Below are 21,428 nucleotides of genomic sequence, written 5' to 3'. Positions count from 1 at the left end.
GTCGCGGCCTTAGGCGGTAAGCGCGGTTTCATAGAGCGAGCGCGAGATCACGCGCAGCGCCAGGGCCTCTTCCGATCCTTCGAAAATGGAGAGAACGCGGGCATCGACGAAGTAGCGGCTGATCGATGTTTCTTCCGCATAGCCCATGCCGCCATGCAGTTGCAGGGCATCCCGGGTGACCAGTTCGGCCGAACGGCAGGCCAGCAACTTGGCCAGGCTTGCCTCCATGGCCAGGCCTTCTCCGCTATCGAGGCGCTGGGCCACTGCGTAGGCCAACTGGCGGCAGGCCAGGTATTGCGCCGCCATTTTGGCGATCCTGACCTGGGTGAGCTGCATATCGATGAGGGGAGAGCCGAAAATACTGCGGTCCTGGGCGTAGTTGATCGCGGCGGCGATGGCGGCTTGCATGACGCCGCAGGCGCGGGCTGCTGTCTGCATGCGACCGCCGGTCATGCCGGCCATGGTCAGATAAAAGCCCTGGCCCTGGCCTTGCGCTTCTCCGATGAGATTCTCGTCGGGCACGAAGAAGTCGTCGAAGTGCAGGTCGAAGGAGTGCATGCCCCGATAGCCTATGGTCGGGATGGCCTGGCCTTCGAGTCGTCCGCCCTCTGCTTGCTCATGACGGAACCGGTGACCGGCGTAGGGCGGTTTGCTGACCAGGAAAAGGCTGAGGCCGCGATGCCCCGCCTGGGGACCGGTGCGCGCGACGACCATTAGCACATCGGCATGCCCGGCGAAGGTACACCAGGTCTTGGCGCCATCCAGCCGCCAGCCGCCTTCGACCTTGCTTGCTTTCAAGGAAAGGCTGGCGACGTCCGACCCGGCGTTGGGCTCGGTGATGGCGATGGCGCACAACAGTTCGCCGCTGGCGATCCGCGGCAGCCAATGCTGCTTCTGCGCTTCGGTGCCTCCGGCCATCAGCGCTCGCGACAGGATCTCCGGGCGCGTGAGCAGGCTGCCGGCAGCCGCCAGCGAGGCAGCCGACAGGGTCTCCGTCACGGCCAGCATCAAGGGAAGATTGTCTCCCGAGGTCGGTGCGGTGCCGCCATAGTTTTCCGGAATGGACAGGCCGAAGGCGCCCATTTCTCGCATGCCGTCGAGTATGCCGGGCGGGATGTCCAGGTCTTGGCGGTGGATGGATTCGGCGGCGGGAAGGACTTCCTGCTGGGCGAAACGATGGAAGGCGTCACGCGCCATCGCGACGTCATCGGAGAGCCGGGGCTGGCCGATGTCGCTGCGGTTTTGCGCCAGCTCACGTCCGACCTCGGCATTGTGGCTGCTGGTCGCGGCCATGCGTAAGGCATGCTGGAAGCTGTCACTGGCTTTCAGGCTGGCGATGGCGGCCGTATCCAGGTTGAGCTCGAGCAATACCTGTTCCAGCCGGGCGTGCGAGTTGAGCAGCGTTTGCCCGATGAAGGTCATTGACAGAGACTGGTCCAGCGGTGATTGCGCGGGATAGGCCTGCACCAGGGTCTGGGCGGCAAGCAGGTCTGCCGCTATCCAGGCGATTTCGTAGCTGGTGGCCTGATACTCGTCCAGGCGCTGCTGGTTGAGCCGGCCATCGACCGTGCAGCTTTCCGCGACCCAGCAAACGGCCTCTTTGAGAAAGAAATCCAGATTCTTCAGAACGGGATTGGCGAGAGAAAGAAAAACCGTCTTGTTCATATTCTGACTTTTCCTGCAGCGTAGGCGTTCTTGCCGGATCGGCCCAAAAAGTATAGGGGGGCGGTTCTCGGCCCGAGCGTGAAATTCCCTCATTAGGTGATGCCGTGCGCGCATGACGCACGGCCTTGTTGCCGGCCATTTTCCGTTTACGCATCAGGTCATGCGGACATTTCATTGGTGCGCGCTTTTTTGTCTGAATAGACTGCGTGCAACTTGATGACAGGCGCTGATTCCAGGCGCGACGCTACAGGAAGGTAAACGGACTATGTCGGATCCGCACGAGCGGTTTTCTTCTCCTTTGAGCATGGCTTCAGCGACTTTTCTGGAGGCCATGCATGAGCAGTATCGCGACGACGCCCTGTCGGTGGATCCGGCCTGGCGCTACGTATTTCGTTTTCTGGACGACGTCTGCCAGGCCGAGGATGCGGGCGGCCAAGGCCTGTTGCAGGCGGAGCTGATACGCCGCTTTGGACATTTGCAGGCTGGGCTGGATCCGCTGGAGCTGGCGCGGCCCCAGGATCCGGTCTTGCTGGCCGAGTACGTGGCCGATGTGGCAGGCTTGGGCGGCGACCTTGCCGCGCTACGCTCGGCCTATCAGGGCGGGCTGGCGGTCGAGACTGCGCATTTGTGCGATTTCTCCTTGCTCAAATGGGTGTATGAGCGCTGCGAAGGTCCGCGATCCGCGCCCGCTGCGGAGGCTCTGCGCAGCGCCTATCAGCGCGTGGTGGAATCCGATGAATTCGAGCGCTTCCTGATGAAGAAATTCCCGGGCAAGAAAAAGTTCGGGCAGGAAGGCGCCGAGGCGGTTCCCGTGGTGCTGGACAGGCTGCTGGCCCAGGCCGCGCGGGCGGGGGTGGGTGAGGTCGTGATCGGCACCATGCACCGCGGGCGTTTGAACCTGATGGCCAATGTGCTGGGAAAATCCATGGCCCGGATCTTCGCCGAGTTCAAGGGAGGGCATCCCTTTGAGACGCAACAGGCGTTGGCGGCCGACGTGCCATATCACCTGGGGCATGTCGGGGAACTGGAGTATGAGGGCAAGCGGCTGCGCGTAAGCCTGCTGCCCAATCCCTCCCATCTGGAGGCGGTGGACCCGGTGACGCTGGGCCTGGCGCGTTGGGTACAGGATCATCGCGCCGAGCGCGATCGCGCCCGGGTGCTGACCATCATTCTGCATACCGATGCCGCCGTGATCGGGCAGGGCGTCGTGGCGGAAACCCTTCAGCTCTCGGGAGTGCAGGGCTATACCACCGGCGGCGTGATCCACGTGGTGGTCAACAACCAGATTGGATTTACCACCGAACCGCACGAAGGCCGGGCCTCGCGCTATTGCACCGATGCCTGGAAGGCGGTGCAGAGCCTGATCCTGCATGTCAACGGCGAGGACATGGATGCGGCCTTGCAGGCGGCCGATATGGCGGTGGGCTATCGCCAGGCGCATGGGCAGGACGCGGTCATCGACCTTGTGGCCTATCGCCGCAACGGCCATAACGAGTTCGACGAGCCACGCTTCAGCCAGCCGCAGTTGTATCGACACGTCGACGCTCGCCAGCCTTTGCGCGACCGTTTGCGAGCGCGGCTGCTGCAGGCCTGCCAGCTGGACGAGGAGTGGGAGGCTGGATTCATCGCGGAATATCGCCACCGCCTGGAGCAGGCGTATGCAGGCGCGGCCGCACAACTGGCCCCACAGGCGCAGCAGGTGGTGCCGGCGGATGCGCCAATTGACACGGGGGTGCCATGCGAGGCCTTGCTGGAGTGTCTGCGGCAGTTGGCGGACATCCCGGCGGGCTTCAGTATTGGCGAGCGTCTGCTGAGGCAGATCCAGGCGCGTGCGCTGATCGAGCCTGGTATCGCCTGGGCCACGGCCGAGGCGCTGGCGTTTGGCTCTTTGCTCGAAGTGGGGCTGCCCGTGCGCCTGGCGGGACAGGACGTCGTGCGCGGCGCATTCTCGCACCGGCACTTCCATCTGGTGGATGTGGAGGACGGCCGCCGGTATGTGTCCTTACAGGCGTTGGCCAAGGAGGGGGCGGTCTTCGAGGTGATCAATAGCCCTCTGTCCGAGTACGCGGCCTTGGGATTTGAGTATGGCTACAGCCTTTCCGGACGGCAGGGCCTGAATATCTGGGAGGCGCAGTTCGGCGACTTTGCCAACGGCGCCCAGATCGTGATCGATCAGTTCATCAGCAGCGGCGAAGAAAAGTGGTCGCAACGCTCGGGGCTGACCATGTTGCTGCCGCATGGCCTGGAGGGCCAGGGGCCGGAGCACTCGTCGGCTCGCATCGAGCGCTATCTGCAGCTCTGCGCCGATGGCAATGTCCGCCTGATCAATCCATCCACACCGGCCAATTATTTCCACGCGCTCAGGTTCCAGGCGTTGGCGACGAACCGAAAACCCCTGATCGTGATCTCGCCCAAGACCCTGCTGCGCCTGCCAGCGGCGGTATCGCCTCTGGATGATTTCCTGCCGGGACAGGGGTTTTCCCCCTTGCTGGTGTCCGGGCCGGCGCATGGCGCGCGCCGCATTCTGCTGTGTTCGGGAAAGATCGCCTACGAATTGGAGGACTATCGCGCCGCCCAGGGCGAGGACGATGTGCTCATCGCCAGGTTGGAGCAGCTCTACCCCTACCCGGAGGAGGCGCTGGCCGATCTCCTGCAGGCGCATCCCGGTGCCCAGCTGTTCTGGGTCCAGGAAGAACCGGAAAACATGGGGGCGTGGCTTTGGTATGACCGGCGCCTGGAGCGGCTGGCCGCGCGTTGCGGCAACCCGACGCCGGCCTTTGTCTACTGCGGTCGGCCGGCCAGCGCCTCGCCCGCGGGGAGTTTTCATGGCCGGCATGCCGCCGATCAGGCGGCCGTCGTGGCCCAGGCATTCCAGCCTTAGGCTGGGATTCGGAAACGGCATCACTTCATGCGAAGTTGTCGCTTCTGCCCAGCCCATGCGCTCTTCATAATGAACTGAACCATCCAGAAACGAGACGTACCGCCATGCATGACTTTGTGCCCGCCTATCTTGCACCTGCCGGATCTCCCATCCGCGAACTGCACAAATACGTCGGCTTGCCCGGCATGATTTCATTTGCCGCCGGTTATCCGGATGGCGAGCTATTCGACGTGGAGGGCGTGCAGCGGGCCTTCGAAAAAGCCTATGAAGACCCACGGCGCTGCCTGCAATACACGGCCACTGAAGGGCTGCCGGCCTTGCGTGAGGTCTTGCTTGCGCTGATGGCCGAGCGCGCCGCCGAGGTCGATCCGGCCAGCCTGCTCGTGACCACGGGCTCGCAACAAGGGTTTGACCTGGTGCTGCGGGTGCTGATGCAGGCCGGCGATATCTGTCTGGTGGAGCAGCCCGCCTATCCGGCAACCCTCCAGGCGCTGCGGATGCATCAGGCGCGCATCGTGGGCGTAGACACGGATGAGGACGGCATCGATACGGTGCGTTTGCGTGCCTGGCTGGCAGAGCACCACGGCCGCCAGCCTATCAAGGCGCTTTACACCGTGCCGACGTTCAGCAATCCGTCGGGGCGCACCCTGCCGGTGCAGCGGCGGCGCGAGCTGCTGCAGCTCGCCGTGGAGTACCGCTTCCTCATCCTGGAGGACGACCCCTATAGCGAACTGCGTTTCGGCGGCCAGGCCTTGCCTTCGATGTTGTCTTTGGCGGCCGATATCCCGGGGGCGCGTGACTGGGTGGTGCATTTCTCCAGCTTGTCGAAAGTCATCGCCGGTGGCCTGCGCGTGGGCTGGATGATCGCCCACCAGGACATCATCAAGCGCTGCGTGATCGCCAAGCAGACCAGTGATCTGTGTTGCTCGTCGCTGACGCAGGCGGTGGCCGCCGCCTATCTGAGCTCGGGCGATATGGCGCGGCATTTCCCCAAGGTGATCGACTCTTATCGCCACAAATGCAATGCGCTGGCCGATGCCCTGCATGCCAGTTTTGGCGGGCGGATCAGCCTGGAGCGTCCGGAGGGCGGCATGTTCCTCTGGGCTCGTTGCGAGGGGGTGGATTCCGCGCAGTTGCTTGAGCGTGCGATCGAGAGCCGGGTGCTGTTCGTGCCGGGCAAGGCCTTCTATGCCGAACCCGGGCCGACGCCGGAGTTCCGTCTGTCATTTGCCAGCCCTCGTCGGCAGGAGTTGGCTGAGGGCGCAGAGCGCCTGCATGCCGCCTACCGCCAGTTGTTGGACGAATAGTTTTTTCCAGAGGAGAGAAAGATGCGTTTGAAAGGTAAGAAAGCCATTGTGACCGGCGCTGCGCAGGGCATAGGTCTGGCCATTGCACAACGCTATGTCGCCGAAGGCGCGGCGGTGCTGCTGTCGGATATCAATGCCGACCTGCTCGCCACCGAGGCGGGACGCCTGGGAATGCCCTGGCAGGTGACCGACGTGAGAAAGTCGGCGCAGGTCCGGGAGCTGGTCGACAAGGGCGTGAATACCTTGGGCGGCCTGGACATTATGGTTTCCAACGCCGGCATCGTGAATTCGCCGGCCAGCTTCCTGGAACTGGAGGAGTCGGTGTTCGACCACGTCCTGGAAACCAATCTGAAGTCGCAGTTCCTGTGCGGCCAGGCGGCCGCGCGGGCGATGGTCGCGGCCGGCACCAAGGGCGTGATCATCAATATGTCTTCGGTCAACGCGCGGCTGGCGATTCCCACCATGACCCCTTATGCGGTGTCCAAGGCCGGGTCTACGCAATTGACCAACGTGATGGCGTTGTCGCTCGCCGAACACGGCATACGCGTGGCGGCCATCGGGCCGGGCACCATCCTGACCGATCTGGCCAGGGAAGTGATCATGCGCGACGAGGCCACGCGGCGCAGCGTGATGTCGCGCACGCCGCTGCGTCGCACGGGCGAACCGGAAGAAGTGGCCGGCATCGCCGTGTTCCTGGCGAGTTCGGATGCCTCGTATATCACCGGGCAGACGATCTATGCAGACGGCGGCCGGTTGGGCTTGAACTACACGGTGCCGGTCGACGACGTTTGAGTAGCAGGCAGGGCTTTGTGACCAGGGGGCGATCAAGCCTGATGGTTTCCGTAACTACATTTCTGGATGTACTAGAAGGAGCATTTGGCATGAAAACTCGTATTCGAGCATCCCTGGCAGGGGGCTGCCTCCTGGCCGTTGGCATGTTGACCACGGCAATGGCCCAGGTCCGCGTCGGCGTGATCCTGCCTTTGAGCGGACCCAGCGCAACCATAGGTGAGGATGTGCGGCGAGCAGTGGAACTGGCCGTGGAAGACATCAACAAGGCCGGCGGCATCAAGGGCCAGCGCTTCGAGGCCATCATTGAGGATTCGGCGGGAAATCCCACGACCGGGCTGGGCGCAGCCCGCAAACTGATCTCGGTCGACAAGGTGCCGGTCGTGCTGGGTGAGTATTCCTCGGGGATTACGCTGCCCATGGCCCAATACGTCGTGGGCGAGAATACGGTGCATATCAACATCGCGAGCACCAGTGTGAAGGTGCGCGAATTGGGGGCATCGTCCTTCAATCTGGTCGGTCTTGAAGATCGGGGCGGCGAATTCGCGGCCAAGGACTCCTATGCGGTGGGCCTGCGCAAGGTCGCCATCATTGCACCCAACAATGCGCATGGGCAAGGGACGGCGCATGCATTCCGCACCGAGTTTGCCCGGCTGGGAGGCGAGGTGATAGGCGAGGTGCTGTACACGGCGGGGCAGCCTTCCTACCGGCGCGAGCTGCAACAGCTGGATCGCCGCAAGCCCGATGGCTATGTTTACACGGCCTACGGCCAGGAGGCGGCGATCATCAACCGCGAGGCGCGCGACCTGGGGTTACGCAGCAAGCCCTGGTACGCCATTCTGTTGAGCAACGCCATCAGTGATACCCCTCCCGACATCGCCCAGGGCCAGATCGGGATGGAGCTGGGTTCGTTCCAGGGCCAGGTTGGACAGGACTACGCCGCTGCCTTCCAGAACAAGTACAAGGGTCCGGTCCGATCCTCGTTCTCGGGCTACGCCTATGACGGCATACGTATCGCCGCCCGGGCGATGGACAGCGCCGCCAGTACCAATCCCGAGGATATCCGCAAGGCCCTGGTCGCCCTTGGAAAGCAAGGCTATACGGGCGTCACCGGTGAAATCCGGTTCGATGACAAAGGCCAGCGCGTCGAGCCACCCTATGCCAGGCTGAAGTACGAAGACGGTAAGGTCGTTGCCCGCTAATCCCGGTTGTTGGCTGCCTGCGTGGCATTGCAGGCAGCCTGCCCCGCCACCGGGGTCAGGTCTAAGCATGAGTGAGTCTTGTTGAGTGAATTCATGATCCAGTTCTTGATAGAAATCTTGTTGCGCATCTCGGAGTTCTCCCTGATCGCGCTGGGCCTGAGCCTGGTGTACGGCCTGGTCAAGTTTCCCAATGTGGCCCATGTGCAATACGCCATGCTGGGCGCTTATCTGATGTTCTTCTTCATTCGTGCCGGGCTGGCTTCGGTGGCGGCCCTGATACTGAGCAGCCTATGCATGGGGGTGTTCGCGGCCCTGGTGCACAAGCTGGTTTTCAGCCGCCTCTTGCGGGCGGGACCGGCCATCACCATGATAGGTTCGCTGGCCATCGCCATGATCATCAGCGCCGTCATCCTGGGCGTGGCGGGCTCTTTTCCCCTCGTGCCTCAGTCCGCATCGGGGCAGTCGTTCACGATTGCCGGTGTGTTCCTGTCGCAAGCGCAGGGATACAAGATCGTCACGACCCTGTGTGTGATCCTGATGTTCTGGCTCTTCTGGACTCGTACACGTCTGGGACGATCCATGCGGGCGCTCTCATCCAACGCTGTGCTGGCGGACGCCAGCGGGTTGCATGCCTCGCGCACGGTTCTTCTGGTCGCCTTCGCCAGCGGAGTGCTGGCTGGGCTGGGCGGCTGTCTGCTGGGGATGTCATCGGGCGCCTACAGCAATATGGGCAATGATCTGCTGATGCCGGTGTTTGCCGCGGCGATTCTGGGCGGCCTGGGCAATCCGCTGGGCGCGGTGCTGGGCGCGGCCTTCATCGCGCTAATCGAGACCGTGGTCACCAATGTGAATTTCGGCTGGATGGTTGGCGAGGACATGGCCTTCATCCCCTTGCCCTACCTGGGCGCGACATCCTTCCTTATCTTGCTGCTCGCCCTGCTGTTCAGGCCCTACGGTCTGTTTGACAAGGAGGTGCGCCGTGTTTGAGTTTCTGGTTCATGCGCTCACGATAGCGGCCATCTACGGCATGATGGCGCTGGGCCTGCATCTGCAGGCGGGCTATGCCGGTTTGATGAATTTCGGCCATATTGCCTTCGCGGGGCTGGGGGCCTATGCCACTGGCATTTCGATCCACGCCGGCTTGGGCGCCCCGTTGGGGTTGGCCGTGGGTGTCGGCCTGGCCGTTGTGTTGGGCTGGTGTATCTCTCGGCTGGGCCGCCAGCTGGCGGCCGATTACTGGGCCATCGTCACCTTGGCGATTGCCGAGATCATGCGCACCATCGCCAACAACGAGGGATGGCTGACGGGCGGGGCGCAGGGCATCAGCGCGCTGCCGGTGCCGTTTGGCGGCCTGCCCAGGCCCTATAACAGCCTGTCCTTCCTGTTGTTGGTGATTCTGCTCTTCGCGGCTTGTGCCTGGGTTTGCCAACGCCTGGGCGATGGTCGCCTGGGCCGCGCGCTACGCCTGATGCGCGAAGAACCCAAGCTTGCCGGCTGCGTGGGCTACAACCTCACTGCGCTGAAGTCGCGCGCCCTGATGGCGGCCGGTGCGGTCACGGCCGTGGGCGGCAGCCTCTATGCCCAGTACATGAGCTTCGTCGGCCCCGACTATCTGCTTGCCGCCGAGACCTTCCTCCTATGGACCATGTTGATGATAGGCGGCATGGGCAATACGGCAGGCGTGGTCGTGGGCGTGTTGCTGGTGCAGGGCGTCTACACCGCGGTGCCCTTTTTCAAGGATGTTTTCAGTTTCAATTCGGACATGACGGCGGCTCTTCGCCTGGGCCTGATAGGCGTGCTTCTGCTGGCCTGCCTGCTGTGGCGCAGCCAAGGCCTGGTCCCCGAAAAAGTCAGGAAGATCCCCTCATGAGCGGCTTGTTGGAAGTCCAATCCCTCGCCAAGGCCTTTGGCGGCAACCGGGTGCTGACAGATATTGCGTTTACCGTCGAGACCGGCGAGGTGGTGGGTTTGTTGGGGCCGAATGGCTCGGGCAAGAGCACCTTGCTGAACACGATCACGGGGTTCGAGCGCCCGGATGCGGGCAGCATCCGCTATAAGGACAGGGAGATCGGCGGCCTGCATTCGTACCAGATCGTGGGCAGAGGCATGGCGCGCACGTTCCAGCTGCCATCCATGCCGCGCATGATGTCTGTGATCGAGGTCGCGATGGCGGCCGAGACGGCGCATCATGGTTTTTGGGCCACTGTGCTTGGTACGCCGGCGGCGCGCGCGACCGAGTACGCGGCCAGGCTCAAGGCGGACAGGCTGTTACAGCAATTCCTGCTGGGGCCGGTGCGCGATCAGCCCGCGGCGGCGATTTCCGGCGGCCAGAAAAAACTGCTGAGTATTGTTTGCGCACTCATGGCGGATCCGGAGATTTTGATGCTGGATGAACCCACGGCGGGCGTTCATCCCAATTTGCGCAATGGCATCGTCGAGGCCTTGCTGGGTTTGAACCGGCAAGGCATGACCCTGGTCGTCGTGGAACACGACATGCATTTCATCCGTGAGCTGTGCAGCCGCTGCATCGTCCTCGATCGAGGACACATCGTGGCCAGTTGCCGTCCGGACGCCCTGGCCCAGAACGAGCATGTGCTGGAAGCCTATCTGGGCAAGAAGCGCGCCTGAAGGGCGAGGAAACAGGGCGGAATCATGAAATCTGATCAAACAATGGTGGAAGTCGAGTCGGTCATGGCGGGCTACACCCGCGAAATCGACATTCTGTGCGGCATGTCGCTGCAGGTCGGCCTAGCCGAGATCGTCACCTTGCTGGGGCCGAATGGTTGCGGCAAGTCCACGTTACTCAAGACCATCGCGGGTTTCCTGATCCCGCATACGGGCAGCATCAGGATAGGCGGGGAGGATGTCACGCGCATGCATGTCCGCGACAAGGTCAGGTCCCGGGGGCTGGGTTATGTGCCCCAGACCGAAAATGTCTTCAATGCCCTGTCTGTGCAGGACAACCTGCTCGTAGGGGGGTATTACCTGCCCAAGGCGGTCTGCCGCCAGCGCCTGGAGGGCCTGTGCGAGCGCTATCCCGTTCTGGGCAGGAAGCTGCACGCGCCGGCGGCCTCGCTGTCGGGCGGCGAACGTCAGATCCTGGCCTTGGCGCGCGCGTTGATGCCCGATCCGCGTCTGCTCCTGCTCGATGAGCCTTCGGCTGGTCTGTCGCCGAAGATGCTGAACGAGGTGTTCGAAGCCATCCAGCGCATTCGGGAACTGGAGGGGGTGACTATTCTGATGGTCGAGCAGAATGCGGTCGAGGCCCTGCATATTTCCGATCGCGCTTATGTGCTTTCCATGGGGACGGTAGCCTTGACGGGCGACGCCGCACGGCTGCTGGAAGACGAGAGAATGCGAGAGTTGTACCTGGGCGGAAGGGCGTCTGATTGACTTTAGAATGTTGGCAGGCTTGCGTTTACGTCTATGGGGAGTACAGCGATAGTGCATCTTGATAATGGAATTCTGCACTTGGTAGGAGGCACGCTGCCGGAGCGCCCGGATGCGAATCTGCGCACGACGGTCGTGCAGCGTATACGCCTGGAGATCGTGTCCGGAAAGGCCGGACCGGGTATGGTGCTCTCGGTGCCCGCGTTGGCCAAGGCGCTGGGCGTGTCCACCACGCCGGTGCGTGAGGCACTGCTCGAACTGGTGCGCAATGGCCTGCTGGAACCCATGAAAAACCGGGGCTTCCGTGTTTTACCGGTATCCGCCGATGACCTCAACGACCTGGCGCGGATGCGCGTGCACCTGGAGGCGCTGGCGGTGTCCAGTATCCAGTTGGAGCGATTCGGCGACGGGACGCGCTTGCGCGGCTTGGCCCAGGCCATCGCCGACGCCGCGCGCCAGGGAGATGTGCAGGGTTATGTCACCAATGACAGGACCTTCCATTACGAACTGATCTCCCTGGCCGGCAGCCGCTACCTGACCGAAATGATCATGTATTTGCGCGACAACATGCGTATCTACGGATTGGAATCGGAAGTCGGCCGTGTGCAGCAGCGGCGCTCCGTGGACGAGCATTTCGAATTGGTTGATCTGCTCTCGCGCGGCGAAAGGGCCGGCGCGGCCGAATTGATCAGTCAGCACATTCGAGGCTGGGTGTCCGTGGTTTCCAGCAATGCGCCGCTTATGCGGGACGAGGCAAAGGCCAGGGAATAGACATCATGACGAGCGAGCAATGCGGGGCGCCACGGATCAGCGCCCTGGGCGAGTGCGCCCTTTTGCTGGATGCGGGTGCGGGCGGATATAGCGCAGCGGGCCAGGCCCGCGTCTGGGCCTTGGCGCAACACCTGGAGCAGGAGCGCGAAGCCAGGCTGCTGGAGGACATCGTGCCCGGCATGAACAATCTGATGGTGGTGTTCCGGCCTTGCACGCCGCATTGTGCCGAAAGCCTGCAGCGGTATCTGCTCGACACATGGCAGGCCTTGTCGCCACAGGAGCTGCCTGGCAGGACTTTCGAGATTGCCGTGGACTACGACGGCACGCCGGGCGGCGATCTCCATGAAATCGCCGCGCAGTCGGGCATGGCCATCGATGACGTTGTGCAGCACCACAGCCAGGCCGCCTACCGCGTGGCCTGTGTGGGAGGGATGCCGGGTTTTGCGTATCTGTCGGGGCTGGACCCGGCCTTGCAACGGCCCAGACGCGCCGTGCCCAGAACGCGGGTGGAGCAGGGCGCGGTCATCATTGGAGGCCAACAGGCCAGCATTATGCCCATCAGCGCGCCGACCGGCTGGCATATCCTGGGCCATACCGCCACGAGGGTGTTCGATGCGGCGGCGCAAGCGCCTTGCCTGCTGCGCGCCGGGGACAGCGTCCGTTTCACCGTAGCCGGGGTGCGCACGTGATAGAGCTCTTGAGCGATAGCCGTCTCAGTTCGGTACAGGATCTGGGGCGTGCCGGGCGTATGCACCTGGGCGTGGGGCGGGCGGGGGCAATGGATCCCCTTGCCCTGCGCGTGGGCAACTGGCTAGTGGAAGGGGAGGGAAGCGAGGCCGCGATCGAGATCGCGCAGTTTCCCTTGCGCCTGCGCTTTCATGCCGCCTGCGGTTACGCCCTGACCGGGGCGTTGGGTATGGCCAGACTGGATGGCGTCATCGTGCCGCCTTGGTGGACGGCGCTGGCTCGACCCGGTCAAACCTTGACCATCGCCGCGCCCGATGTGGGCGCGCGGGCCTATCTCTGCGTGGCAGGCGGCTTGCCTTTGCCCGAGGTGCTGGGCGCGCGGGCGACCGATATGAAAAGCGGCTTCGGTGGGCTGAACGGCGCCGGGCTGGCGCGCGGCGCCACGCTGCCGCACCGTGCGCAGATCCTGGACGACAGGCGAGCCTTTGGTGTGGCGCCCGAAATGGCCGGGCAGTTCTATCGCAGCCTGGCGGTAGGGGACGTCCGCCTGAGGGTCATGGTGGCCAGCGAGTTCGAGTGCCTGGATGCGGACTCGCAGCGGCGCTTCTTCGAGCAGTCCTGGGCCATCACTGCCAATGCCAATCGTATCGGCTACCGGCTGGAAGGCGAGGCCTTGACCTTCACGCAGATGCCGGAACTGCTCTCGCACGGCATCGTTCCAGGCGTGATCCAGCTGCCCGGCGAAGGACAGCCAATAGTGCAACTGGCCGACGCCAACACCTGCGGCGGCTATCCCAAGCTGGCGGTGGTCATCGCCTGCGATCTCTGGAAGCTGGGTCAGTTGCGGCCGGGCGACAGATTGCGCTTCGCGCCAGTCTCGAATCGGGAGGCGATTGCCGCCCAGGACGTCCAGGAGCAGGGCTTGCAGGCTCTGCGGCGGAATATCGAACGCGAACGCGGCGTTCATGGCTCAAATAAATAGAACCAGGAGGGGGGCGATGGTAGCGGTAGATCTGAATTCGGACATAGGCGAAGGCTACGGAGACTATGTGATCGGCGACGATGCGGCCATGCTGGACATCGTCAGTTCGGCTAATGTGGCCTGCGGATTCCATGCGGGCGACCCGGAAATCATGGCCCGCACTTTCGCCCTGGCGCGCGATCGTGGCGTGGCCGTGGGCGCGCATCCGGGGTTTCCGGACCTCTGGGGATTCGGCCGGCGCAAGCTGCCTTTCAGCACGGGCGAGATAGAACGGCTGGTGGCCTACCAGATCGGCGCGGCCCAGGCCCTGTCCGCCTATGCCGGCCATCCTATCCGGTATGTGAAGCCGCATGGCGCGCTCAGCAATATGGCTATCGCCGACGCGCAGATTGCGCAAGCCATCTGCCGCGCGGTGCGTGCCGTGGATGACCGGCTGGTGTATCTGGCACCAGCCTGCACGTATCAGGAGCGGTGCGCCCGCGAAGCCGGCCTGGAGACGCGGGCCGAAGTATTCGCGGACCGCGCCTATATGGCCGATGGCAGCCTGATGCCGCGCAATCTTGCCGGCGCGGTGTTGAGCGATATCGAGGCCGTTGTCGAGCGGGCTTTGCGCATGGTGCGCGAGGGGGCCATAGAGACGCCGGACGGCGCGGCTATCCCCACGCCTGTCGACTCGCTCTGCGTGCACGGCGATTCGCCCGCCGCGGTGGCCATGGCGTTTGCGCTGCGCCAACGATTCGAGCGCGAAGGCATCGCCGTTCGCGGTTTTGTTTGAGGAGTCCCGGGATGCGTCTGGACGATGTCCAAGAACTGGCAGCGCTGATGTCACGCCTGTCCGTCAACGAGCTTGAGTATGTCAGCCCGCAGGGCGCCAGCGTGCGCCTGAGCCGCGGTCTGTCGGCAGGGGCGGCGCTCCCGGCGGCCACGCCGGCGTCTGTGCCGGCGTCCATGCCGGCGATGGTGCCCGGGGCCGCTGTCGCGGTGCCGGCGGGCATGGGCGGAATCTTTCATCGGCGTCCGGCCCCGGGCGAACCTCCCTTCGTCAGTCTGGGCGACGTGGTGCAGGAGGGCCAGACCCTGGGCCTGATGGAGGCGATGAAAATGCTATTGCCGGTGGAGGCCCCGGCAGCGGGCGTGATCGCTGGGATCCACGTCGAGGATGGGCAGGCGGTGCAGCCGACCACGCTCTTGATGGATATCGTGCCTGAGGAGCGCGGCTGATGTTCGGTTCCGTATTGATCGCCAATCGCGGCGAGATCGCCTTGCGTATATTGCGGGCCTGCAAGGCGTTGGGCTTGCGGACAGTCGCGGTTCATTCGGAGGCGGATTCCGGCCTGCGCCATGTGGCTCTGGCAGATCAGGCTCTGTGCATCGGGCCCGCGACCTCCAGGGACAGTTATCTGGACATCGACCGCCTGCTTACGGCGGCTCGTCTGACGGGGGCGCAGGCCATCCATCCGGGATACGGCTTTCTCTCGGAAAACGCCGGCTTCGCGGCCGCGGTACGGGAGGCCGGGCTGCATTTCATCGGCCCGTCTCCCGAGGTGATGGCTTTGATGGGCGACAAGATATCGGCTAAGGCGGCGATGATGAAATCCGGCATTCCCTGCGTGCCCGGCTTTGATCAGGCCCTGCCTCAAGATCCGGCCGAGCTGGAGCGTATCGCGCAGGCCATTGGTTATCCGCTCATCCTCAAGGCGGCTGCGGGCGGCGGCGGCCGAGGCATGCGGGTAGTGCGGGCGCCCGGCGAACTCGGGCAGGCCGCTCAGCTGACTCGCGAAGAGGCTGGACGCTTCTTTGGCAAAGAAGATATCTACCTAGAGAAGTTCCTGGAGCATCCCAGGCATATCGAAATCCAGGTCCTCGCCGATGCGCATGGCCAGGCGGTATGGTTGGGCGAACGCGACTGTTCCATCCAGCGGCGCAACCAGAAACTGCTCGAGGAGGCGCCGGCGGTCGGCATTGCTCGCCCGCGTATCGTCGAGCTTGGGGAAATGTGCGCGAGAGCCTGCATCGACATCGGTTATCAGGGCGTCGGGACGTTCGAGTTTCTCTACGAGAAGGAAGCCTTCTATTTCATGGAGATGAACACTCGAATCCAGGTGGAGCATCCCGTGACCGAGATGCTGACGGGGGTGGATCTCGTGGAGCAGCAAATCAGGGTGGCAATGGGCCAAGGGCTAGGCTTCGGGCAGAAGGATGTACGGCAAGTCGGCCATGCGATCGAGTGCCGCATCAATGCCGAGGATCCTTGGAATTTCGTGCCGATGCCGGGTCGGGTCGAGACCTGGGTCGCGCCAGGCGGGCCGGGCGTGCGGGTGGATTCGCATCTCTACCCGGGCTATGAGGTTCCCGCCCACTACGACTCTCTGATCGCCAAGCTGATAGTGCATGGCGCGAGCCGTGAGCAGGCCATCGCGCGCATGCGCGTGGTCCTGTCGGAACTGTCCGCGGATGGGCTGCATACCAATGCTCCGCTGTTCTCGGCATTGCTGGCACACGAGGCCTTCCAGGCCGGTGGTACTGATATCCATTGCCTGGAGCGGCTGTTGGCCGCCGGCGAATTGAAACAAGGTGGGGCGTCGTGATGCAAATCGAAGAGGTCGAGACCTTGATCCTGGGCTTGCGGGCCAGCGGAATCGACGCCTGCGAGGTCCGTCAACCGGGCGGCGAGCGGTTGCTCCTGAGGCTGGGGGGCGAGGTCGCTTCCTCTGATACTGCGCAGGCGCCCTTGGCGCCGCGCGGCCGGACGCTGGTATCGGATGGAATGGGGATCTATCGAAGTCGTCATCCTTTCCTGGATCGGGCCGCCGAAGCAATCAGCCTGGGCAGCCAGGTCGCGCAGGCTGATGTCGTCGGATTTCTGCAGGTGGGCGAGGGGCTGCGGGCTCTCTACAGCGCTGATGCCGGCACCGTGGCGGAGATCTTGGTGGGCGACGGTGAACTGGTGGGATATGGCCAGGCGTTGTTTCGCCTGGAGTAACCGAACCGCAAGCGCGTCAGCAGCATCCTTTTCGTCCGCGCACGACGGTCGAGAAATCAGCAGCAATCGCAAAGCAGCACGTCGTTGACCACGTTGCGCGGTCGCGAGCCCATCCGGCCGAATCCGAATGCCGCCATGACGTCGTGGCAGATTTCCATGGCCTCTTGCTCGTCCTCGGCGCCGGCGACCTGGGGCCAGGTCACCAGGACGCGCCTGGCCTTCATCTGCTCCACGAATTGCGGCGGCACCGAGTCGCTGCCCACTACGGTCACCGACTGGATCCGCGCTGGCAGCCCCGTTCGCAGCGACGACAGGGTATCGCCGCCGATGATCACGGCCGCCGTGTCGGCGGGGAGCTCGTCTGCGCGGTCGCAGTACTCCACGGAAAAGAAGTCGTTGAGCCGTTGATGGGCCATGTGCGCCAGTGGCAGCAGGCTGACGCAGCGATGGCGCTGCAGCGAGAGTCGCATCATCGGGCTTCCTCAAGTATCCAGTCGGATGCCCGTTCCGCGAGCATGAGCACGGGCGCGTTGATGTTGCCCGAGGTCAGGTCCGGCATGACCGAGGCATCGACGACGCGCAAGCCGGGAACGCCGATGCAGCGCATCCGGCCATCGACCACGGCCATCGGATCGTCGTGGCGCCCCATCCGGCACGTGCCGCCGGGATGGTGGACCGTGATGGCGGTCTTGCGGACGAAGGCGTCGATCGCGTCGTCGTCGGTGACGCCGCCGCCGGGCGCCAGCTCATTGGCGACGTAGTCGCCAAGCGCGGGCTGATCCAGCAGGGCGCGCGCGATGCGCACGGAATCGCGCACCCTGGCCCGGTCTTCGTCGCAGGCAAGGAAGTTCTGGTCGATGCGGGGCGCCGCCAACGGATCCTTGCCGGTAACCGTGATTTTTCCGCGGCTGCGCGGATGCAGCAGCACGGTCCGGACGGCGAAGCCGTCGGCAAAGGGCTTGCGCAGCGGCTTCAGCCAAGGATGGGCGTTGAAGGGGGCCGCGGTCAGGAGAAACTGCAGATCGGGAGTGTCCAGGCCTTCCGGCTGCACGAACCCCACGATGCCGCCCGGCACGTCGCCGGCGAAGCCTTCGCCGCCGAGATAGGCGCGCGCCATGGAGACGCCGATGCGGTCCAGACGCATGCCGCGCACGAAAGGTCCCGGCTCGCGGCGGCGCGCGGTGACGATGACGGAGATGTGGTCCTGCAGGTTCTCGCCCACGCCGGCGCGGTCCAGCCTGAGGGCTAGGCCGGCGTCGTCCAGCGTTTGCCTCGGGCCGATGCCCGAATGCATCAGGATGGCCGGCGTGTTGATGGCCCCGGCCGCCAGAATCACCTCGTGGCGGGCCCTGACCGCGGTGATGCGGCCCTGTTTGGCATAGCGCAGGCCGATCGCGCGGTCGCCGTCGAAGTCCAGGCCGAGCACGTGCGCCTGCGTCAGCACCGTCAGGTTGGGGCGTCGGAGCGCCGGGCGTAGATAGGCCGTGGCGGCGCTGCACCGCCGCCCGCGCCGGATCGACATCTGCAGGCGCGAAAAGCCGCCCGCCGGCGAGGCGTTGTAATCGTCGAGCCAGGGATGGCCGGCCTGGCGGGCGGCCGTGGAAAACGCGTCGAGCAGGGGATCCTGGTAGCGGCAGCGCTGCACCCGCAGGGGGCCGCCCTCGCCCCGGTCGCCGGTGTGCCCGCCTTCCCAATCTTCCAGGCGGCGGAAATAGGGCAAGACCTCGTCGAAGCTCCACTCCGGCAGGCCGTAGTGCTGCGCCCAGCGCGCGTAGTCCGCGGGATGACCGCGCACGAACGCCATGGCGTTCGTCGACGAGCTGCCGCCGACGACCTTGCCGCGCGCGCATTCGATGGCCCGCCCGTCGGCGTGCGGGGCGGGTTCGGCATCGTAGCCCCAGTCGTGCAGGCGTTGCTGGAGAATCTTGCCCCATCCCAACGGGATGTGGATGAGCGGATCGCGGTCCCAGGGGCCCGCTTCGATGACCAGCACCGAGACCGCGGAATCCTTGCTCAGGCGATTGGCCAGGACGCAGCCGGCGGAGCCGGCGCCGACGATGATGTAGTCGTATTCCCGCTTCATGTTGCGCTCACCGGCCTGAAGTTGATGTGGACATTTTTTTCTCGGGTGAAGGAGATCATCTCGCCGATGCACTCGTCGCGGCCGATGCCGGATTGCTTGACCCCGCCATAGGGAGCGCCGAGAAAATGCTTGCCGACTTCGTTGACCCAGACGAACCCGGCATCGATTTCACGGGCCAGGCGGTGGGCGCGCGCGAGGTCCGCCGTCCAGATCGCGGCGGTCAGGCCGACGTCCAGGGCATGCACCGCCGAGAGCATCTCTTCTTCGTCGTCCCAGGGGATGATCGCCAGCACCGGACCGAAGAACTCCTCGGTGGCCAGGGTCGACGTGGGGGATACGTCCGCAAAGACGGTGGGCTCCAGGTAGAAGCCCCCGGCGGGAACGCCGGCCTGGGGAATCCGGCCGCCGGCGATCAGGCGGGCGCCTTCCGCCACGCCGGCATCGATGGCCTGCTTGACCCGGTCGCGGTGTTCGCGGCTGATCATCGCGCCCATGGTGGTGGCGGGATCGGTGGGGTCTCCGGGCACGAACGCGGCGCAGGCCTGGGCCACCTTGGCGCAGACCGTGTCGTAGATGGAGCGATGGACGAAGGCGCGGCTGGTGGATCCGCAGGATTGCCCGCACCAGGTGAAGTTCATGCCGTCCACGATCGCGCTGGCAACCAGCGCGGCGTCGACATCCGGGCATGCGATGAACGGATTCTTGCCGCCCAGTTCCAGGGCCACCGGCTTGAGCCGCGCCGCCGCGGCCTGCATGACGCGGCGGCCGGTGGGGATGCTGCCCACCAGCCCGACCATGTCGACATCCGGGCTCGCGGCAAGCGCGGCCCCCGCGTCGGCGCCGCCCGGGACGAGCGAAAAGACACCGGGCGGCAACAGATCTCCGATCAGCTCCGCGCAGCGCAGAGCCGAGAGCGGCGCCTGTACCGGCGGCTTGATGATTACCGCGTTGCCCGCCGCCAGCGGGGCGGCCAGCTTGCCCATGGCGAACAGCAGCGGATGGTTGTAGGCGACGATGCGCGCCACCACGCCCACCGGCTCTCGTTCGGTGTAATCGAGCGCGGCGTGCCCCATGGGTATGGTGTCGCCCTTGAGTTCCGTCACGAGGCCGGCGAAGAACTCCAGCAGCGCGGCGGCGACCATGACGTCGGAGCCCATCTCGGACACCGGGTTGCCGCAGTCCAGCGCATCCAGAAGCGCCAGTTCCCTTGCGTTTTCCCGCAGGCGCTGGGCCATCTTGCGCAGCGTCGCGGCCCGCGCCAGCGGCGCCGTCCGGCGCCATGCCCGGGCGCCGGCGCGCGCGGCGCTGGCGGCGCGCGCCACGTCCTCCGCGCCTGCGTCCGCCACGCGCATCAGCCGTTCGCCCGTTCCCGGCGCCACCACGTCGGTCCAGCGGTCGCTTAAGGGGGCATGCCAGCCGCCGTCGTAGAAGACGCCGTTGTTGGCGGGCAGTTGGAGATCGCCCGAGGCGGTCTTATGTGTTCTTCCGGCCATGATGTCGTCTCACCGCTTCAGAGGTTGCGCTTTTTCCAGGAAGCGCGTGTCGAATCCCTGGGTATCGTCGAAGGAACCCGCCAGCGCGCCTTGCTCCTTGAAGATCGCCGCCGAAGAGCGCCACAGGGCCGGGTCGATCCAGCCGATGCCGTGCGTCTTGGTCTGGTCGCTGAAGAAGGTGAAATCCAGGTCGGCGCGCAATTGCGCCACCAGCATTTCCTTCTTGCCCTTGTACTCCGGGTTGCTCTTGATCAGGGTGTCCGCGGCCGCTTCCGGGTTCTGGACCACGTCGGCGAAGGCCTTGGAATAGGCCGCCACGAACCGCTGGACGAGGTCCGCGCGCTGGGCAATGTTCTTGTCCGATGTGAAGACGCCCGAGCCGTAGCTCTGGATGCCCAGGTCCTCGCCGTGGAGGATCGACAGGGAACCCGGTCCCCCGGCCTTGTGCTCAAGCTCGGGAACCTCGGCGTCGATGTAGCCCGGAACCACGTTCACGCGGTTCAGCAACAGCAGGTTTTCGTAGGGCGGAGAAACGGTCGATTGTTTGATGTTCGCCAGCGACAGGCCGTTCTTGGCCAGCGCGGCCTTCAGGAAGATGTAGGTCGAGCCGCTGGGATGCACGCCGATGTTGGCGTCTTTCAGCTGCGCCGCGTTTTTCAGGTCGAAGTGCTTCTTCAGCGAAATGATCGCCAGCGGGGTCTTCTGGTTTACCGCCAGCAGCGCCGAGTTCGCCACGCCCTGGGATCGCCCGACCATCAAGGTCGGCAGATCGGCAAAGCCGAAGTCCGCGTTGCCGTTGGCCACCAGCCGCAGGGCGTCGGTCGATCCGGTGCCCTTGCGGATCGCCGTGACGTTGATGCCCTGGTCGTTGAAATAGCCCTTTTCCTTGGCAACGAAGAAGGGCGCGTGATTGCCGCGCACGACCCAGTCCAGTTGCACGGTCACGTCATCGGCGGCATGCGCGGCGGCGCCGAATAATGCCAGCACTCCGAAGAGCGCGCTGAATCTCCAACTCGATCTCATGTTTTTCCCCTTATTGGTTCGGATTAGTGAGTTGCCCAGCCAAGAAACCTGTTTTCTATCAATTCGATGAGGTAGTAGAAGAAGACGCCGAGCACCGAGATCTGGACCAGCGCGGCAAAACACCAGCGCCGTTTTCCATCTGGCTCGATGCGAACTGGATCATGTAGCCCAG

Annotated in this window: 20 protein-coding genes; 15 read left to right on the top strand and 5 right to left on the bottom strand. The window is 64.5% G+C overall.

The features are described from left to right. Positions 1–9: 9 nt before the first annotated feature. The gene (locus tag ADE01S_RS12790) at positions 10–1,665 is read right to left on the bottom strand and encodes an acyl-CoA dehydrogenase family protein (RefSeq protein WP_062682079.1); all 1,656 of its coding nucleotides are present in this window, start codon (positions 1,663–1,665) and stop codon (positions 10–12) included. A gap of 265 nt (positions 1,666–1,930) precedes the next feature. On the opposite strand from ADE01S_RS12790, the gene ADE01S_RS12785 reads away from it, so the two are divergent. The 15 genes from ADE01S_RS12785 to ADE01S_RS12715 all read left to right on the top strand — a co-directional run bounded on the left by ADE01S_RS12785 (position 1,931) and on the right by ADE01S_RS12715 (position 16,657). Continuing rightward, the gene (locus ADE01S_RS12785) at positions 1,931–4,546 is read left to right on the top strand and encodes a 2-oxoglutarate dehydrogenase E1 component (protein ID WP_075873321.1); all 2,616 of its coding nucleotides are present in this window, start codon (positions 1,931–1,933) and stop codon (positions 4,544–4,546) included. A gap of 104 nt (positions 4,547–4,650) precedes the next feature. Continuing rightward, positions 4,651–5,853 carry an aminotransferase-like domain-containing protein gene (locus tag ADE01S_RS12780; protein WP_062682077.1) on the top strand — a complete coding sequence of 401 codons (1,203 nt, stop codon included), beginning with the start codon at positions 4,651–4,653 and terminating at the stop codon, positions 5,851–5,853. Between the two features lie 21 nt (positions 5,854–5,874). Beyond that, positions 5,875–6,645, top strand: a complete 771-nt coding sequence (locus ADE01S_RS12775; RefSeq protein WP_062682076.1) for an SDR family NAD(P)-dependent oxidoreductase — start codon at positions 5,875–5,877, stop codon at positions 6,643–6,645. An 89-nt stretch (positions 6,646–6,734) separates the two neighbouring features. Further along, the gene (locus ADE01S_RS12770; protein WP_062682075.1) at positions 6,735–7,844 is read left to right on the top strand and encodes an ABC transporter substrate-binding protein; all 1,110 of its coding nucleotides are present in this window, start codon (positions 6,735–6,737) and stop codon (positions 7,842–7,844) included. Positions 7,845–7,937: 93 nt separating this feature from the next. Then, positions 7,938–8,831 (top strand): branched-chain amino acid ABC transporter permease, encoded by an 894-nt coding sequence (locus ADE01S_RS12765; RefSeq protein ID WP_062682074.1) that lies wholly within the window; start codon positions 7,938–7,940, stop codon positions 8,829–8,831. Then, positions 8,824–9,714 (top strand): branched-chain amino acid ABC transporter permease, encoded by an 891-nt coding sequence (locus ADE01S_RS12760; RefSeq protein WP_062682073.1) that lies wholly within the window; start codon positions 8,824–8,826, stop codon positions 9,712–9,714. The genes ADE01S_RS12765 and ADE01S_RS12760 overlap by 8 nt, the downstream gene beginning before the upstream one ends. After that, the gene (locus ADE01S_RS12755) at positions 9,711–10,472 is read left to right on the top strand and encodes an ABC transporter ATP-binding protein (RefSeq protein ID WP_062682072.1); all 762 of its coding nucleotides are present in this window, start codon (positions 9,711–9,713) and stop codon (positions 10,470–10,472) included. Before ADE01S_RS12760 ends, ADE01S_RS12755 begins: the two co-directional genes overlap by 4 nt. Before the next feature lie 42 nt (positions 10,473–10,514). Further along, positions 10,515–11,237, top strand: coding sequence for an ABC transporter ATP-binding protein (locus ADE01S_RS12750; RefSeq protein WP_062682071.1), 723 nt, complete (start codon positions 10,515–10,517; stop codon positions 11,235–11,237). A gap of 51 nt (positions 11,238–11,288) precedes the next feature. Further along, positions 11,289–12,005, top strand: a complete 717-nt coding sequence (locus ADE01S_RS12745) for a GntR family transcriptional regulator (RefSeq protein WP_165695627.1) — start codon at positions 11,289–11,291, stop codon at positions 12,003–12,005. 5 nt (positions 12,006–12,010) lie between these two features. Then, positions 12,011–12,694, top strand: coding sequence for a 5-oxoprolinase subunit PxpB (gene pxpB, locus ADE01S_RS12740; protein WP_062682069.1), 684 nt, complete (start codon positions 12,011–12,013; stop codon positions 12,692–12,694). Then, positions 12,691–13,674: a 5-oxoprolinase subunit C family protein gene (locus ADE01S_RS12735; RefSeq protein ID WP_075873323.1), complete on the top strand. Its 984-nt coding sequence runs from the start codon at positions 12,691–12,693 to the stop codon at positions 13,672–13,674. The genes pxpB and ADE01S_RS12735 overlap by 4 nt, the downstream gene beginning before the upstream one ends. Beyond that, positions 13,658–14,449, top strand: coding sequence for a LamB/YcsF family protein (locus ADE01S_RS12730; RefSeq protein WP_306303201.1), 792 nt, complete (start codon positions 13,658–13,660; stop codon positions 14,447–14,449). Before ADE01S_RS12735 ends, ADE01S_RS12730 begins: the two co-directional genes overlap by 17 nt. A gap of 11 nt (positions 14,450–14,460) precedes the next feature. Continuing rightward, positions 14,461–14,895, top strand: a complete 435-nt coding sequence (locus ADE01S_RS12725) for an acetyl-CoA carboxylase biotin carboxyl carrier protein (protein WP_062682066.1) — start codon at positions 14,461–14,463, stop codon at positions 14,893–14,895. Further along, positions 14,895–16,262: an acetyl-CoA carboxylase biotin carboxylase subunit gene (gene accC / locus ADE01S_RS12720; RefSeq protein ID WP_062682065.1), complete on the top strand. Its 1,368-nt coding sequence runs from the start codon at positions 14,895–14,897 to the stop codon at positions 16,260–16,262. Before ADE01S_RS12725 ends, accC begins: the two co-directional genes overlap by 1 nt. Further along, the gene (locus ADE01S_RS12715; protein ID WP_131828730.1) at positions 16,259–16,657 is read left to right on the top strand and encodes a biotin/lipoyl attachment domain-containing protein; all 399 of its coding nucleotides are present in this window, start codon (positions 16,259–16,261) and stop codon (positions 16,655–16,657) included. The genes accC and ADE01S_RS12715 overlap by 4 nt, the downstream gene beginning before the upstream one ends. A gap of 56 nt (positions 16,658–16,713) precedes the next feature. On the opposite strand, the gene ADE01S_RS12710 is transcribed toward ADE01S_RS12715, so the two are convergent. Genes ADE01S_RS12710 through ADE01S_RS12695 form a run of 4 tightly spaced genes read right to left on the bottom strand, consistent with a single transcriptional unit; the run spans position 16,714 to position 21,256 of the window. Next, complete coding sequence (locus tag ADE01S_RS12710) at positions 16,714–17,130, bottom strand: hypothetical protein (RefSeq protein ID WP_062682063.1); 417 nt, start codon at positions 17,128–17,130, stop codon at positions 16,714–16,716. Then, entirely contained in the window at positions 17,127–18,740 is a 1,614-nt protein-coding gene (locus ADE01S_RS12705) for a GMC family oxidoreductase (RefSeq protein ID WP_062682062.1), read from the bottom strand. The genes ADE01S_RS12710 and ADE01S_RS12705 overlap by 4 nt, the downstream gene beginning before the upstream one ends. Beyond that, entirely contained in the window at positions 18,737–20,233 is a 1,497-nt protein-coding gene (locus tag ADE01S_RS12700; RefSeq protein WP_062682061.1) for an aldehyde dehydrogenase family protein, read from the bottom strand. The genes ADE01S_RS12705 and ADE01S_RS12700 overlap by 4 nt, the downstream gene beginning before the upstream one ends. 9 nt (positions 20,234–20,242) lie before the next feature. Further along, complete coding sequence (locus ADE01S_RS12695; RefSeq protein ID WP_062682060.1) at positions 20,243–21,256, bottom strand: ABC transporter substrate-binding protein; 1,014 nt, start codon at positions 21,254–21,256, stop codon at positions 20,243–20,245. Positions 21,257–21,428 lie beyond the last annotated feature (172 nt).

The sequence above is a fragment of the Achromobacter denitrificans NBRC 15125 genome (assembly GCF_001571365.1).
GTDB lineage: Bacteria > Pseudomonadota > Gammaproteobacteria > Burkholderiales > Burkholderiaceae_B > Achromobacter > Achromobacter denitrificans.
This window is presented reverse-complemented; position numbering and strand designations above follow the sequence as displayed.